Below are 14,364 nucleotides of genomic sequence, written 5' to 3' on the forward strand. Positions count from 1 at the left end.
CGCCGAGACGGTCAGTCGCCCGATCCGGCCTGTTCGTCGGCGACGTGCTGCAGGTCCGCGAGACCGAAGGCCTGCGGCAGCACCTGATCCATCGACAGGACGCCCTGCGGCGTCAGGAGGTGGCATTCCGCGCCGCCGTGCTCCCAGAGCAGCTGGCGGCACCGTCCGCACGGCATCAGTGACTCGCCGAGCGCGTTGACGCACGACACCGCCACGAGACGACCGCCGCCGGAACGGATCAACTCACTGACCATGCCGCACTCGGCGCACAGTGTGACGCCGTACGCGGCGTTCTCGACGTTGCAGCCGGACACCACACGACCGTCGTCGACCAGGCCGGCGACGCCCACCGGGAACTTGCTGTAGGGCACGTAGGCGTGCCGTGCCGCCTCCACCGCCTCGGCAGTGAGGGCGTCCCAGTTCACCTCATCCCTTGACATACGGCTCGCCGTCGGCGGCGGGTGCGCGCACCCGGCCGACGAGTCCCGCGACCGCGAAGATCGTCGCCAGGTAGGGCAGCATCTGCAGCAGGTTGGAGTCGATCTTGACCGGTGTTGCCAACAGAGACAGCGCCGTCTGCAGGGCGCTGGCGAAGCCGAAGAACAACGACGCACCGAGCGCGCCGCGCGGCGTCCAGCGACCGAAGATCAACGCGGCCAGCGCGATGAAGCCCTGCCCGGAGGTCATGTTCTTGTTGAACTGACCGACCGACCCGATGGTCAGTGCCGCACCGGCCAGGCCCGCGATGCCGCCACCGATGATGACATTCTGGTAGCGCAGCCGCAGCACGTTGATGCCGACGGTGTCCGCCGCCTTCGGGTGCTCACCGACGGCGCGGGTGCGCAGGCCCCAGCGGGACCGCAGCAGCATGACGTCGATGACGATCACGATGACGTACATCAGGTAGGTGATGATCGTCTGGTTGAACAGCAGCGAACCGACCACCGGCAGGTCGCCCAGCCCGGGGATCTTGATCGGGTTGAAGACGCTCGGCTGGTTGGTGCTGGTGCCGTCGTTGGCCATCACCGCGTCATACAGGTACCCGGTGAGGCCCAGCGCGAACGCGTTGATGACGACGCCGAGGATCACCTGGTTGACGGTGAACTTGATCGCGAACACCGCGAGCAGCGCACCCGCGAGACAACCGATGACGACAGCGGAGAGCAACCCGAAGTAGCTGCCGGCGATGGTTCCGAAGAGGGCGCCGGCGAACGCGCCGAAGAGCATCTGCCCCTCGATCGCGACGTTGATGACACCGGTCTTCTCACACATCACACCGGCCATCGAGCCGAGGATCAGCGGCGTCGCCAGGAACAGTGTCTGCTGCAACAACGAGCCGACCTGCACCGACTGCTTGCCCTCGGTGCCAGCCCAGACCAGGAACGCCACCAGGAACAACACGCCGGCAGCGATGCCGACCCAGCGCAGCGTGCTCTTGCTGAAGCCGCGCACGATCTGCGCGACGCCGAGCAGCATGATCACGACGCCGCAGGCGACGATCACGCCGACACCGGGCACCGAGAATTTCGGCACCGAGATGCCGGGGTCGGAGCCGTTGAGGTCGAACTTCGCCGAGTGCGAACCGGCCGACATACCGAGCACCACGGCCGCGACCAGGCCGAGCACGACGATGGCCGCGCCGGTGCCGATCCGGCGGGCGGTGGTCTGCTTCAGCTCGACGACGTGCTGCTCGACCACCTCGCCGGGCGCGACCTCGACGGTCGCGACCGCGGAGTCGACGACGTCGACGGAGTCCTTGTTCAGCTCGGGGCTCATCCGTTCCATCCCTTCGCCAGGACCGCCGAACCGGACGACTTGCTGCGCCGCAGGCGGAAGATCAATCGGATCAGGCCGGGCGCCGCGATGAAGATCACGACGAGGGCCTGCAGGACCTGCACGAGGTCCGGTGGGGTCGGGGTCGACGCCTGCAACTGACCACTACCGGCGGTCAGTGCGCCGAACAGCAGGCCGGCGGCGAACGTGCCCCATGCGGTACCGCGCCCGAGGAGGGCGACGGTGATGGCGGTGAAGCCGACGCCGCCGTCGACACTGGCGGTGATCTGGTAGTTGTTCGCGTCGCCGAGGACCTGCGAGGCACCGGCGAGACCGCAGAGCGCACCGACGACGATCATCACGCCGATGTAGGTCGCCGAGATGCTCATGCCGGCTGTGCGAGCCGCGTCCTGGTTGGCGCCGACCGCGCGGATGCGGAAGCCGAAGGTGCCGTACTTCAGCAGCCACCAGACGAACGCCGTCGCGGCGATCGCCAGGATGAACGAGAAGTTGACCCGCAGGTCGGAGCCGAACAGGTGCCAGAACTGCGCGTTGCCGTCGACCGTCCGCGACACCGCCTGGTTGTATGGCGGGGCCTGGAACCAGGTCTCGGTGAGCAGCCAGTTGATGAAGAAGACCGCGATGTAGTTGAGCATGATCGTGGTGATCACCTCGTGTGCGCCGGTCTTCGCCTTGAGCAGACCCGCGAGCGCGGCCCAGATCGCACCGCCGACGATGCCGCCGACGATCGCAACCACGATGTGCAGCACGGCCGGCAGGTGCCAGGCGAAACCGATGTACCCGGCGAGCGCCGCGGACATCAGGATCTGGCCCTGGGCGCCGATGTTGAACAGTCCCGCGCGGAACGCGAGCGTGACCGACAGGCCGGCCAGGATCAGCGGGGTCGCGTAGACCAGCGTCTCGGAGATCGGCGCCAGGACCTGCGCGCCGTTCGGGTTGTAGATCGCGCCCTGGAACAGCGCCACGTAGGCGTTCTTGACGGCGCTCCAGCCGGCGCTGAGCGTGTCGCCCGGCGCGGCCGTGAAGTACTTCGCGTTGTTCCGGGTGTTCTCGTCCGACGCGACGATCAGGATCGCGCCGACGATCATCGCGCAGATGACCGCGAGCACCGTGACCACCGCGGGGTGGTCGCTGCGCAGGATCTGGGCGATCGACTCGTGGGTCTTGTCGTCGTCGGAATCGGCTTGCTTGACCAGGGTGTCGCCCTCGGCCGCGGAGCCGGTCGCAGTCTCCTTCTCGGGTGCAGGAGTGCTCTCCTCGCCCGGATCCTGCTTCCCGAGGTCGGGCCCGCTGTCTTCTGGACTCATGAAGCTTCCTTGGTTTCCGAGGTCTGGCCGGCCATCAGCAGGCCGAACTCCTCCGCTGTCGCGGTCGGCGGCAACTCGCCGATGATCTTTCCGGCATACATGACGCCGACGCGGTCGGCGAGGCCGATGACCTCGTCGAGCTCGGTGCTGACCAACAGCACCGCGGTGCCGCGGTCGCGTTCGGCGACGATGCGCTTGTGCACGAATTCCTGGGACCCGACGTCCACGCCGCGGGTCGGCTGCGAGACGACCAGCAGCCGCAGCGGTCGGCTCATCTCGCGCGCCAGCACCACCTTCTGCTGGTTTCCGCCGGACAGGGTCGACGCTGCGGCCTCCGCACTCTGGGTGCGCACGTCGAACTCGTCGACGCGCTCGCGTGCGTTGCGGGAGATCGCGCCGAGGTTGAGGGACACCGAGTTGCCGAAGGGCGCCTCGTCATACGTGTCGAGCACGAGGTTCTCGGCGATGCTGAAGCTGCCGACCAGGCCGTCGTGCATGCGGTCCTCGGGGACGTAGCCCACGCCGCGGCCGAGGATCTTGTCGGTGCTCTCGTCGGTGATGTCGGCGCCCTCCAGGTGGATGCGCCCGGCGGTCGGCTCGATGAGCCCGACGATCGCCTCGGTGAGCTCGGACTGGCCGTTGCCCTGCACGCCGGCGATCGCATAGATCTCGCCGCCGCGGACATCGAGCGAGACGTCGTCGACCAGCACCTGCCCGGTGGGTCCGGTGACGCTCAGTCCGTCGATGTCGAGGATGACCTCACCCTCTTCCGCGGGCTTCTTGTCGACCTTCAGCTGCACCGGGCGACCGACCATCATGGCCGCCAGTTCGGCCGGGCTGGCAGTGGGTTCGGCCTGGCCGACGACCTTGCCGCGGCGGATGACGGTGATCGTGTCGGCGATCGCGCGGACCTCGCGCAGCTTGTGGCTGATGAAGACGATCGACGTGCCGCTCTCCTTGAGCGAGCGCATCACGTCCATCAGGTGGTCGGTCTCCTGCGGGGTGAGCACGGCGGTCGGCTCGTCGAGGATGAGCACCTTCGCCTCACGGGCCAGCGCCTTGAGGATCTCGACGCGCTGCTGGATGCCGACCGGCAGGTCCTCGACGAGGACGTCCGGGTTGACCTCCAGGTGGTAGTCCTTCGACAGCCGGCGCACGACGTCGCGGGCCTTCTTCTGGTCGAGCAGCCCTGCGGAACGGGTGTATTCGTCGCCCAGCATGACGTTCTCGGCAACGCTCAGCACGGGCACGAGCATGAAGTGCTGGTGCACCATGCCGATCCCGGCGCGCATCGCGTCGCCCGGGCCGTTGAACGTCACCGGCTCGCCGTCCACGACGATCTCGCCGCCGGTGGGTTCGTACAACCCGTAGAGCACGTTCATCAGGGTCGACTTCCCGGCGCCGTTCTCACCGAGGAGGGCGTGGATCTGCCCCGGCTCGACCACCAGGTCGATGTGATCGTTCGCGGTGAACGACCCGAACTTCTTGGTGATGCCGCGCAGTTCGAGTTTCACTCGTGCTCCTTGTCACGTCGTCGGCGGGCGTGGTGGATCGCACCGCTTCCCCGCCATACTCCCCACACAGAACTGTGGGTGGTCGGCAGCATAACTGCCGACCACCCACGCCCTGCTGGTAGTTGCTTACTTCGGCTGGCTCGGCGAGGTGATCTTGATCTTGCCGGAGCTGATGTCCGCCTTGACCTGCGTGATCTCCTTCTGCAGCGCACCCGGGACCTTCGACGAGAAGTCGTGGTACGGCGCGAGGCCGACACCGTTGTTCTTCAGGTCGCCGACGTAGTTGCCGGTCGGGAAGGTGCCGTCCGATGCCGACTTCAGGTAGGTCTCGACACCACCGGAGAGGTTCTTGGTGGCGCTGGAGATGAAGTACTTGCAGTAGTTGGCGGCGCTCTGGCAGCCGTCGGTGTCGACCCAGATCAGGTTGAGCTTGCCACCGGAGGCGGCGGCCGCCGCACCGGCGCCGAGGCCCGACGCGCCGGCGACCGGGAAGACGATGTCCGCGCCCTGGCTGACCATGGCCTGGGTGATCGACTTGCCCTTGTTCTGGTCGGTGAACGAACCGGAGAAGGTGCCGGCCTTCTGGTTCTTCTCGTTCCAGCCGAGCACCTTGACCGACTTGTTCTTGGCCTTGTTGTAGTACTGGACGCCCTCCCAGTAGCCGTCCATGTAGATCGTCACCGGCGGGATGGACAGACCGCCCCAGGTGCCGACGGTGCCGGTCTTCGTCATACCGGCTGCGAGGTAACCGGCCAGGAAGCCTGCCTGCGCCGTGTTGTACTCGATGCCGTAGATGTTGCTGGCGCTCTGGTTGCCGTTGTCGATCTCGGCGAAGTGCACCTTCGGGTACTGCTTGGCGACCTTCTTCAGCGCGTCGCCCATCAGACCGCCGACGGCGATGACCGAGTCACAGTTGCCCTGGGCGTACTTGGTGAGGTTCGGGGTGTAGTCGCTGCCGGAGTTGGACGGCACGTACTTGACCGAGATGTTCGGGTTGGCCTTCGACGCTGCCTGCATGCCGGCCCAGGAGTTCTCGTTGAACGACTTGTCGTCGACACCACCGGTGTCCAGCACCATGCAGGCGCTGAGCTTGTTGCCCGAAGCGGTTCCGGTGGCAGCGGCTCCCGACCCCGAGGCGCCGCCGCTGGCGGAGTTCTTGTCTGCAGGTTTGCTGCCGCAGCCGGCCACGGCCATCGCTGCAACGGCCGAGACGGCCGCAATCTTCATCACCGAACGCACGGTGTCTCCTTTTCGTGGTGCAACTTCTACTGAAAGCCTGGGCGGTGGCTCCGCGGTTGCGGGTGCCTGAGGCGTTGATGGATCCCCCGAGGTTCAGTCACCCGTGTGGGGCAAGTCGGCAGCCTAGCCTGCCGATCGTGACCGGAGCCACATATCACGTTTCTGCGACCGAACCGTTATGCGTCCGCCGCGTCATACCTCGCTCAGGGCTGCTACGGCCAGCAGTCGGGTGCCGACGCCGATCGCCGTCTCGTCGATGACCAGGTCGCCCTGGTGCAGTTCGTAGGTCGCGCCGCCGGGAGCACGGGTGCCGAGGCGGGCCAGTGCTCCGGGGGTCTTCTGCAGCAGCCAGGAGAAGTCCTCCCCGCCGAGCGACTGCCGGGTCGGGACGACGCTGCGCTCCCCCGCCGTCGCGCGGGCCGCGGCGGTGAGCGCGGCAATGGCCGCCGCGTCGTTGACGACCGGCGGCACACCGCGGATGTGCGCGACCTGCGCCGCCACCTTGTATGGCGCCACGACCTCCTGCACCACCTGCTCGACGAGCCCGTCCACACGTTTCCATTCGTCGGCGTCGAGCATCCGCAGCGTGCCGACGACCCGTCCGCTCGCGGGTATGACGTTCGCGGCGTGCCCGGCATCGACCCGTCCCCACACCAGCGCGACGCCGGACCGGGGGTCGAGGCGGCGGCTGAGCACGGCGGGCACGTCGGTCAGCACCTTGCCGAGCGCGAAGGTGAGGTCTGCGGACAGGTGCGGCCGGGAGGTGTGCCCGCCCGGGCCGGTCAGCGTCACCTCGACCTGGTCGCAGGCTGCCGTGATCGGTCCGACGGTCAGGCCGACGGTTCCGACATCGATACTCGGGTCGCAGTGCACGGCGAGCGCCCGATCGACGCCGTCCATCGCTCCCGCGTCGAGCACGTCGTGCGCGCCGCCGGGCATGACCTCCTCGGCGGGCTGGAAGATGCAGCGGATCGCGAGGCCACGGTCGACCAGGGACGGCTCGATCGTCTTCAGTGCCAGGGCGACTCCGAGGACGACGGTCGTGTGCACGTCGTGTCCGCAGGCGTGGCAGACGCCGTCGGTGGTGGACCGGAACGGCAGGCCGCTGCGCTCGGGCACCGGCAGTGCGTCGAGATCCGCTCGCAACGCGACGCGGCGGACCGGCTCGGTCGCGCCGAGGTCGGCGAGCAGCCCGGTGCCGGGCAGCGCGGTGACCTCGATGCCGGCGGCGGTCAGGGTGTCGTGCAGGAAGGCGGTGGTCCGGGTCTCACGGCGTGCCACCTCGGGGTGGGCGTGCAGATCGCGGCGCCAGGAGACCAACTGCGGGAGCAGCCGCTCGATCTCGGCGACGACGGCCGCAGCGGGGTCCACGGTCGCGCACGAAGGGGCAAGGTCACTCACAAGTCGTTCATGGTACGTCCGGCGCCCGAGTCATTGCCGACCAGCACCAGGAACGTGCTCAGTCCGCGACTCGTCGCCTGCTCCGCGCGGTCGGCGAAGATCTCGGCCGCGGTCTCGCGCACCGGTGCCTCGAGTGAGCCGGCACCCTGCCAGAGGACGAGTGTGCCCGGGGTGTTGTCGACGTCGGTGAGGCTGTCGGCGAGAGCGTCCCAGTTGTTGCCGAACCAGTCCGGCAGGTCGAACGCCGTGCGGCATACGGCCAGGAAGTGCGCCTTGTCCGTGCCGGCGGAGGTGTCGAGTTCGACGACCCGCCAACCCTTTTCACGCGCGACGAGCCGAGCGCCCGTGATGTCGTCGGTGGGATGGAGGCCGGAGGCGCCCCGGTCGATCAGGTCGGCCGGTGAAGTCGATGGAGTCACTGCACGATCCTCTTGAAGCTCTCGTAGTGATCGGAGGTGTAGTAGAGCGTGCCGTCGCGTGCCTTGATGATGCGACGGGCGCCGCGGTCCGATGAGCCCGGTGTCCTGACGGTGTATTCGTGGTAATAGCCGGAGGATTCGCGCGGCAACAGCCGCTCGCGGTTCTGGAAGACCACCCCGTCCTGGCGGTAGGGGAAGGGCCCGCCGGTCTTGATCAGCGACAGCGTCGTCCGGGCCTCGTCCGGCAACTGGGCGACCGCCACGGTCGACATGCCGTCCTTGTGCTGGTTGCCCTGTCCGCCCTGGCTCGCTCCGGAGCTGGTCGTGCAGCTCGCCAGCACACACACCAGCGCGATGAGCGCGAGCAGGGCGAAGACACCGGGTATGAAGAGTTCGCGAATCCGCTTGACCCGATGCAGCATTCACTCAGGTTACCGGCGAGCCCATCGTTCGTCGGGGACGCCGCCGGACCGAGTCGTCCGGGCTGTGGTCGCCGGACTGTGGTGGCCGAGGTACGTCAGTGCAGCGCACGGTTGAGTTCGGCGACGAGCGCCGGCCCGCGGTAGATGAATCCGCTGTAGACCTGCACCAGCGATGCGCCGGCGTCGATCATCGCGCGGCCGTCGTCGGCGTTCATCACTCCCCCGACACCGATGACCGGCAGCGACGAGCTCGACGCGATGCGCTGCACGACATACCGGGCACGGCGAGTGAGCGGCGCGCCACTGAGCCCGCCCGCCTCGTCGGCGAGCGGCAGGTCGGCGGCGGCGAGACCCTCCCGCGACAGCGTGGTGTTGGTCGCGATCACGCCACTGGCGTCGGCCCGCTGGGCCACCTCGAGGACGTCGTCGATCGCACTGTCGGTCAGGTCCGGCGCGATCTTGACGAAGATCGGCGTCTTCGAGCGCGCGGCGGTCGCCGTCACCAGCTCGGCCAGCAACTCGGCGAGCGGTTCCTTGTCCTGCAGCGAGCGCAGACCGGGGGTGTTCGGGCTCGAGACGTTGATCGCGAAGTAGTCGGCGTGGGCGTCGAGTGCGGCGAGGCTGGTGAGGTAGTCCTCGATCGCGTCCTCGACCGGCGTCACCTTGGTCTTGCCGATACTCACGCCGATCGGTATGCCGATCGGGCCGGCCTGCGCCAGGCGGTCGGCGAGCGCACGGGCCCCGTTGTTGTTGAAGCCCATTCGGTTGATGATCGCGTCGCTGCCGCGCAGCCGGAACAGTCGCGGCTGCGGGTTGCCGGGCTGGGCCTGCGCGGTGACCGTGCCGAGTTCGATGTGCCCGAATCCCAGGTGTTTCCACACCTTGACCCCGAGGCCGTCCTTGTCGACTCCGGCGGCGAGGCCGACGCGGCCGGGGAAGCGCACTCCGGCGACCTCGACCGGCGACGACGGCTGCGGCATACCCAGCGCCAATGCCCGTATGGCGGAAGGCTTTTCGCCGAGTTGCGCCATACGGCGGAGCGTGAGGTGGTGCGCGGCCTCGGCGTCACCGCCACCCACGCGGAAGAGTGCAGGTCGAACGGCGGCGCGGTATCCGGCACCGAGCGCCCAGGTCGGCAGCGCCATGGTCAGACGAGCTCCCCGCGACCGCCGGACTTCAGACGTTGCACGACGCTCTTGACGTCCTGCGCCCGCTCCCGGGTCGTCACGAGCAACGCGTCCGGGGTGTCCACCACAATGATGTCCTGCACCCCGAGGGTCACCACGACCCGGCCGGAGCGCGGCGCGATGACACCGCTGGTGTCCTCGGCGACGACGTCCTCGGCATTGCCGAGGACCTTGACCCCGTCGATCGAGTCGTTGAGCAGCGAGCCGAGCGAGTCGAAGTCACCGACGTCGTCCCAGTCGAAATGCCCTGGTATCACTGCGACTCTGCCGTCCGCTGCGGCCGGTTCGGCGAGTGCCTTGTCGATCGCGATCTCGGTCAGCCGCGGCCACAGCTCGGTGAGCCGCAGCGGGTTGTCCGCGATGGCGCGCAGGTCGCTCGCCAGACCCGGCTGGTAGTGATCCAGCATGTCCAGCAACATGCTCGCTCGGAATACGAACATGCCCGCGTTCCAACGGTATTCGCCGCTTGCAAGGTAGGAGCGAGCGGTCTCGACATCGGGCTTCTCGACGAACGAGTCGACCCCATGCGCACTCGGAGCACCTTCGACGTCGAGCGGCTTGCCGAGCTTGATGTAGCCGAATCCGGTTGCCGGACCTTTGGGTTCGATGCCGATGGTCACCAACCGGCCGGTACGGGCGACCGCGATCGCCTCACGCACACTGACCCGGAACGACGCGTCGTCACGGATGACGTGGTCGGCGGCGAAGGACCCGATGATCGCGTCGGGGTCCCGCTGCTCCAGGATCGCCGCAGCCAGACCGATGGCCGGCATGGACTCCCGCGGCGACGGCTCGACCAACAGCGCGTCGATGCCGAGGTCGGGCAATTGCTGGCGCACCTCGGGCGCGTGCCGGAGTCCGGTGGCGATCAGCAGCCGATCCTCGGACAGCGGCGCCAGCCGGTCGACGGTGCCCTGCAGCAGCGACCAGCCGGACCCGGTCAGGTCATGCAGGAACTTCGGCGAACCGCTGCGCGACAGCGGCCACAGCCGGGTGCCCGAACCACCCGCGGGGATGACGGTCCAGAACCCCTCGATGGGCCCGGTCTCCTCGGTCGACATGAGCAACAAGCTAATGCACGTTTCTTCATCGTCCGCTCACGGGTTCGGACACGCTCAGTTCACCTTCCGGCCACCTTCCACGAGGACCCTGTGGAGCGTGCGAATTGCGATCGTCACCGATTACTTCATCCCGACATTCACCGGTGTGACCACCAGCGTCTGCCAGGTGCTGGATCGGCTCGCCGCGACAGGCCACGAGGCGATGGTGTTGTGCCCGGGTCCCGCACCGTCGTCATACCGCGGCTTCCCGGTGCACACGGTGCGCGGTGTGTCCGTAGGTGGCCTGCGGCTGCGCGGCCGCACCGCCGAGCTGGAGCGCCACCTGACCGACTTCGCGCCCGACGTCGTGCACGTCGCCTCCCTGCTCGGCCTCGGCACCCGCGGCGTGAACGCCGCCGATCACCTGGACATCCCGAGCGTCGCGGTCTTCCAGACCGACCTGCCCGACCGGCTGGCGCACCCGTCGTCGAAGTCGTTGCGACGTGCCCTCTCGGTCGCCGGTATGACGCTGGCCCCGAGCACCGCCGCCATGCAGCTGCTCGCCGACAGCGACGTCCCGCGCGTCGGGCACTGGGCCCGCGGCGTCGACACGACCATCTACCACCCGGATCGGCGCGGCAGTGAACTCACCCGCGAACTGCGCCAGTGCCTGGCACCCAACGGCGAGACGATCGTCGGGTATGTCGGCCGGCTGACGCCGGAGAAGGAGCTGCACCGGCTCGCCGAACTTGCCGACCTGCCGGGTGTCTCGCTGGCGATCGTCGGGGACGGTCGGGAACGCGACCGGCTCGAGCAGCTGATGCCGCGGGCATCGTTCCTCGGCCACCGTCAGGGCATGGAGCTCGCCGGCACCTACGCCGCCTTCGACCTGTTCGTCCACCCCGGCCGCCACGCGACCTTCGGACAGACGCTTCAGGAGGCCATGGCCTCGGGCCTGCCGGTCGTCGCCCCTGCCGCCGGCGGACCACTGGACATCGTCCGACCGGGGGTCACCGGACTGCTCTTCGACCCGGACCGGTGCGGCGCACTGCGCGAGACCGTCGGCGGACTCGTCGCGGACCCGGCCATGCGCACCCGGATGGGACAGAGCGCCCGCACCAAGATCACCCGGCGGAACTGGCCGATCGCGGTCGACGAACTCGTCGGCATCTACCGCAAGGTCACCGCTCCGTCATACATCCGGCGGGTCGCCTGACCCTTTCGGATCGCCTGGCTCGGGCACCACTGCGGGACACCGAGATTCGCTAGCGTCGTTCGCGTGATCACACTCATGCCACGACACAGGACAGCAGCGCTCTGCACGGCCGTCGCCGTCGCGTTCGGACTCACCGGTGCGGCCGTCTCGCCGTCCCGGGCGAGCACGCCGTCCGCCTCCGGATCGGCCGGGTCCGGACTGCCCACCGTCTTCCCCGCGCCACAGGAGATGCACGCGTCCGGCGAGCAGGTGCCGCTGAGCGGCAAGGTGCTCATCGTGACCGGGGACGACCCGGACGCCTCGACGGTCGCTCTCGTCCGGCAGATCGTCACGGCAGCCGGGGGTCACCCCGTCGTCAGCCGGACCGCCACCGGCGGCGGCAAGCGCATCTACCTCGGCACCGTCGCCGACAACCCGGCGATCGCCGATGCCGTCGACGGCCTCGGCGCGAAGGATGCCGGCGGGCTCAAGGCGGACGGCTATGTCCTGGCCAGCGGCCGGTATGACGGACACCCCACCGTCGCCCTGAACGGCGTCGACCAGCGGGGCACGTTCTACGCGGCACAAACCCTGCGGCAACTGGTCACCCACAAGAAGGTGCCCGGCGTCAGCATCCGCGACTGGCCGCTGATGTCGATCCGCGGCGCGATCGAGGGCTTCTACGGCATCCCCTGGTCGCAACAGGCCCGCCTCGACCAGCTGAAGTTCTACGGCGAGCACAAGATGAACACCTACATCTACACGCCGAAGGACGACCAGCTGCTGCGCGCGAAATGGCGCACGCCATACTCGGGCGCCGACTTGGACCGGATGAAGGAACTCGTCAAGACCGCGAACGACAACCACGTCGACTTCACCTTCGCGCTGTCGCCGGGCAACGACATCTGCTACTCCTCCGACGCCGATCTGAAGGCCACCGAGGCGAAGTTCGACCAGCTGCGTGACCTGGGGGTGCGCTCCTTCTACATCGCGCTGGACGACATCCCGCTGCAGTTCCACTGTGCCGCGGACAAGGCGAAGTACCCCGACAACGGCGACTGGCACTGGCTGGCCGATGCGCAGGCGGACTACCTGAACCGGCTCAACCAGGACTACATCAAGCCGAATCACCTGGCGCCGCTGCAGACGGTGCCGACCAACTACAACGGCTCCGGCCCGGATCCCTACAAGGCCGAGTTCGGGACCCGACTCGACGACGACATCCTGGTGCAGTGGACCGGGGAGGGCGTCTTCTCCGACACCATCACCGCCGCGTCGGTGCAGCGCGCGAGCACGTCATACAACACCGACCACCTCTACATCTGGGACAACTTCCCGGTCAACGACGGCAAGCGGGGCCGGTTGTTCCTCAACCCGCTGACTGGTCGGGCCCCCGACCTCTACAAGTACATCGACGGCTTCACGTCCAACCCGATGATCGAGCCGTACGCCTCGATGCCGGCCCTGGCCAACTACGGCGACTACACCTGGAACGGCCCGGAGTACGACGCGAACGCGTCGATGTCGGCCGTGCTGGACGAGTTGGCCGGACCGGATCAGGGCACCCGCGACGCCCTGCGGACGTTCGCCGACCTCAACCAGGAATGGCCCTACCGCAGCAGCACCGAGAAGGCGCCCGCGCTGAGCAAGGACATCGCAGCGTTCTGGGCGGCGCGGGACGGCGGGACCACGGGCACCGCGGCGCTCACGAAGCGGCTCGCGGCGATCGTCGCACTCCCCCACACCCTCGCCGGTATGGCGCAACCGGGGTTCGCCAGCGACGCCGGGCCGTGGATCAATGCCGCCGCGCAATGGGCGACCGCCCTGCAGCACGAGATCAAGATGCTGCAGGCGATCGATGCCGGTGACGGGTCCACCGCGGCGCGGGAGTACTTCGCGGCGCAGGACGCGATCACCAAGGCCAAGAAGCCGACCGTTCCGGACCAGGGATCGGACGGCAACCCCGTCCCGAACCAGATCGTCCCGTCCGTCGGTGACGGTGCGTTCGAGGCGTTCACCGCGAAGGCCAACCAGGAGTTCATCAGTTGGCTGGGCGCGAAACCCATTGACACCAAGGGCTATTCGAGCACGCCCAGTAGCTCCATGGGCACCTACCAGACGTATGCCGTCAGCCGGATGACCGACAACGACCCGACGACCTACTACTGGTCGAACGCGGCTCCGAGCACCGGCAGCAGCGTCCAGGTCGACCTGGGCTCGGTGAAGACGGTCGGCAACGTGGTGGTCCGCCAGTCCGACAACGACAGCGAGACCGGCGACATGATCTACCACGCGGCGCTGGACTACTCGAGCGACGGTGAGCACTGGACCACGGCCGCCGAGTTCGACACGCAACCGGTGGTCCGCCATACGTTCGACAGCCCGGTGCAGGCACGCTACGTCCGGTTGCGGGCGGCCGCTCCCAACCCCGGCGGCCAGTGGGTGAAGATCCGTGACTTCGCCGTGTCCGCGACGTCACCGGTCTCGTCGAATCTGCCGGCTGCGAACGGCAGCGGCCCGGCGGACGCCTTCGATGCCGACCTGAGCACGGCATACCGCGCGGGTTCGCAGCCGGTCGACGGTTCCTATCTCGCCCGCACGTATGACGCGCCCGTGTCGTTGCACGAGGTCGCGGTGGTCGGCACCGGCGCCGGCGAGTTGCAGGTGCAGCACGACGGGCAGTGGTCGACCGTCGGCCGGTTGGCGACCGGTTCTTCCTACGCCCACGGTGCCGTCGACCCGTCCTGGCAGGTCACCGGCGCGCGGGTGCTCTTCACCGCGGGCTCGGCGGCACCGGTGATCAGTGAGTTGGTCGCGCGCTAGCCCCAGGACACCGCACCACCTTC

The 14,364-nt window shown here is 68.3% G+C and carries 12 protein-coding genes; 2 read left to right on the top strand and 10 right to left on the bottom strand.

Going from position 1 to position 14,364, the window contains the following annotated elements; all coding sequences use genetic code 11:
• Positions 1-11: 11 nt before the first annotated feature.
• From ACZ50J_RS16760 to ACZ50J_RS16805, 10 genes are all read right to left on the bottom strand, one after another.
• On the bottom strand, positions 12-440 hold the full coding sequence (locus ACZ50J_RS16760; protein ID WP_464298290.1) for a cytidine deaminase: 429 nt from the start codon (positions 438-440) through the stop codon (positions 12-14).
• Positions 427-1,776, bottom strand: a complete 1,350-nt coding sequence (locus ACZ50J_RS16765) for an ABC transporter permease (protein WP_464298291.1) — start codon at positions 1,774-1,776, stop codon at positions 427-429. Before ACZ50J_RS16765 ends, ACZ50J_RS16760 begins: the two co-directional genes overlap by 14 nt.
• The gene (locus tag ACZ50J_RS16770) at positions 1,773-3,101 is read right to left on the bottom strand and encodes an ABC transporter permease (protein WP_464298292.1); all 1,329 of its coding nucleotides are present in this window, start codon (positions 3,099-3,101) and stop codon (positions 1,773-1,775) included. Before ACZ50J_RS16770 ends, ACZ50J_RS16765 begins: the two co-directional genes overlap by 4 nt.
• A complete protein-coding gene (locus ACZ50J_RS16775; RefSeq protein WP_464298293.1) occupies positions 3,098-4,615 on the bottom strand; it encodes an ABC transporter ATP-binding protein in 1,518 nt (505 codons plus the stop codon). The genes ACZ50J_RS16770 and ACZ50J_RS16775 overlap by 4 nt, the downstream gene beginning before the upstream one ends.
• A gap of 126 nt (positions 4,616-4,741) precedes the next feature.
• Positions 4,742-5,854 carry a BMP family lipoprotein gene (locus ACZ50J_RS16780; protein WP_464298294.1) on the bottom strand — a complete coding sequence of 371 codons (1,113 nt, stop codon included), beginning with the start codon at positions 5,852-5,854 and terminating at the stop codon, positions 4,742-4,744.
• A 192-nt stretch (positions 5,855-6,046) separates the two neighbouring features.
• A complete protein-coding gene (locus ACZ50J_RS16785; protein ID WP_464298295.1) occupies positions 6,047-7,255 on the bottom strand; it encodes an amidohydrolase in 1,209 nt (402 codons plus the stop codon).
• Positions 7,252-7,674, bottom strand: coding sequence for a barstar family protein (locus ACZ50J_RS16790; RefSeq protein ID WP_464298296.1), 423 nt, complete (start codon positions 7,672-7,674; stop codon positions 7,252-7,254). The genes ACZ50J_RS16785 and ACZ50J_RS16790 overlap by 4 nt, the downstream gene beginning before the upstream one ends.
• Positions 7,671-8,096: a guanyl-specific ribonuclease gene (locus ACZ50J_RS16795; protein WP_464298297.1), complete on the bottom strand. Its 426-nt coding sequence runs from the start codon at positions 8,094-8,096 to the stop codon at positions 7,671-7,673. Before ACZ50J_RS16795 ends, ACZ50J_RS16790 begins: the two co-directional genes overlap by 4 nt.
• Before the next feature lie 95 nt (positions 8,097-8,191).
• A complete protein-coding gene (locus ACZ50J_RS16800; protein ID WP_464298298.1) occupies positions 8,192-9,241 on the bottom strand; it encodes a quinone-dependent dihydroorotate dehydrogenase in 1,050 nt (349 codons plus the stop codon).
• Between the two features lie 2 nt (positions 9,242-9,243).
• Positions 9,244-10,344: a mannose-1-phosphate guanylyltransferase gene (locus tag ACZ50J_RS16805; RefSeq protein WP_464298299.1), complete on the bottom strand. Its 1,101-nt coding sequence runs from the start codon at positions 10,342-10,344 to the stop codon at positions 9,244-9,246.
• A gap of 97 nt (positions 10,345-10,441) precedes the next feature.
• Between ACZ50J_RS16805 and ACZ50J_RS16810 the strand changes: the two genes are divergently transcribed.
• The gene (locus tag ACZ50J_RS16810) at positions 10,442-11,539 is read left to right on the top strand and encodes a glycosyltransferase family 4 protein (protein ID WP_464298300.1); all 1,098 of its coding nucleotides are present in this window, start codon (positions 10,442-10,444) and stop codon (positions 11,537-11,539) included.
• Between the two features lie 63 nt (positions 11,540-11,602).
• Positions 11,603-14,341, top strand: a complete 2,739-nt coding sequence (locus ACZ50J_RS16815) for a beta-N-acetylglucosaminidase domain-containing protein (protein WP_464298301.1) — start codon at positions 11,603-11,605, stop codon at positions 14,339-14,341.
• Positions 14,342-14,364: the final 23 nt, after the last annotated feature.

The sequence above is a fragment of the Flexivirga sp. G2 genome (assembly GCF_055397625.1).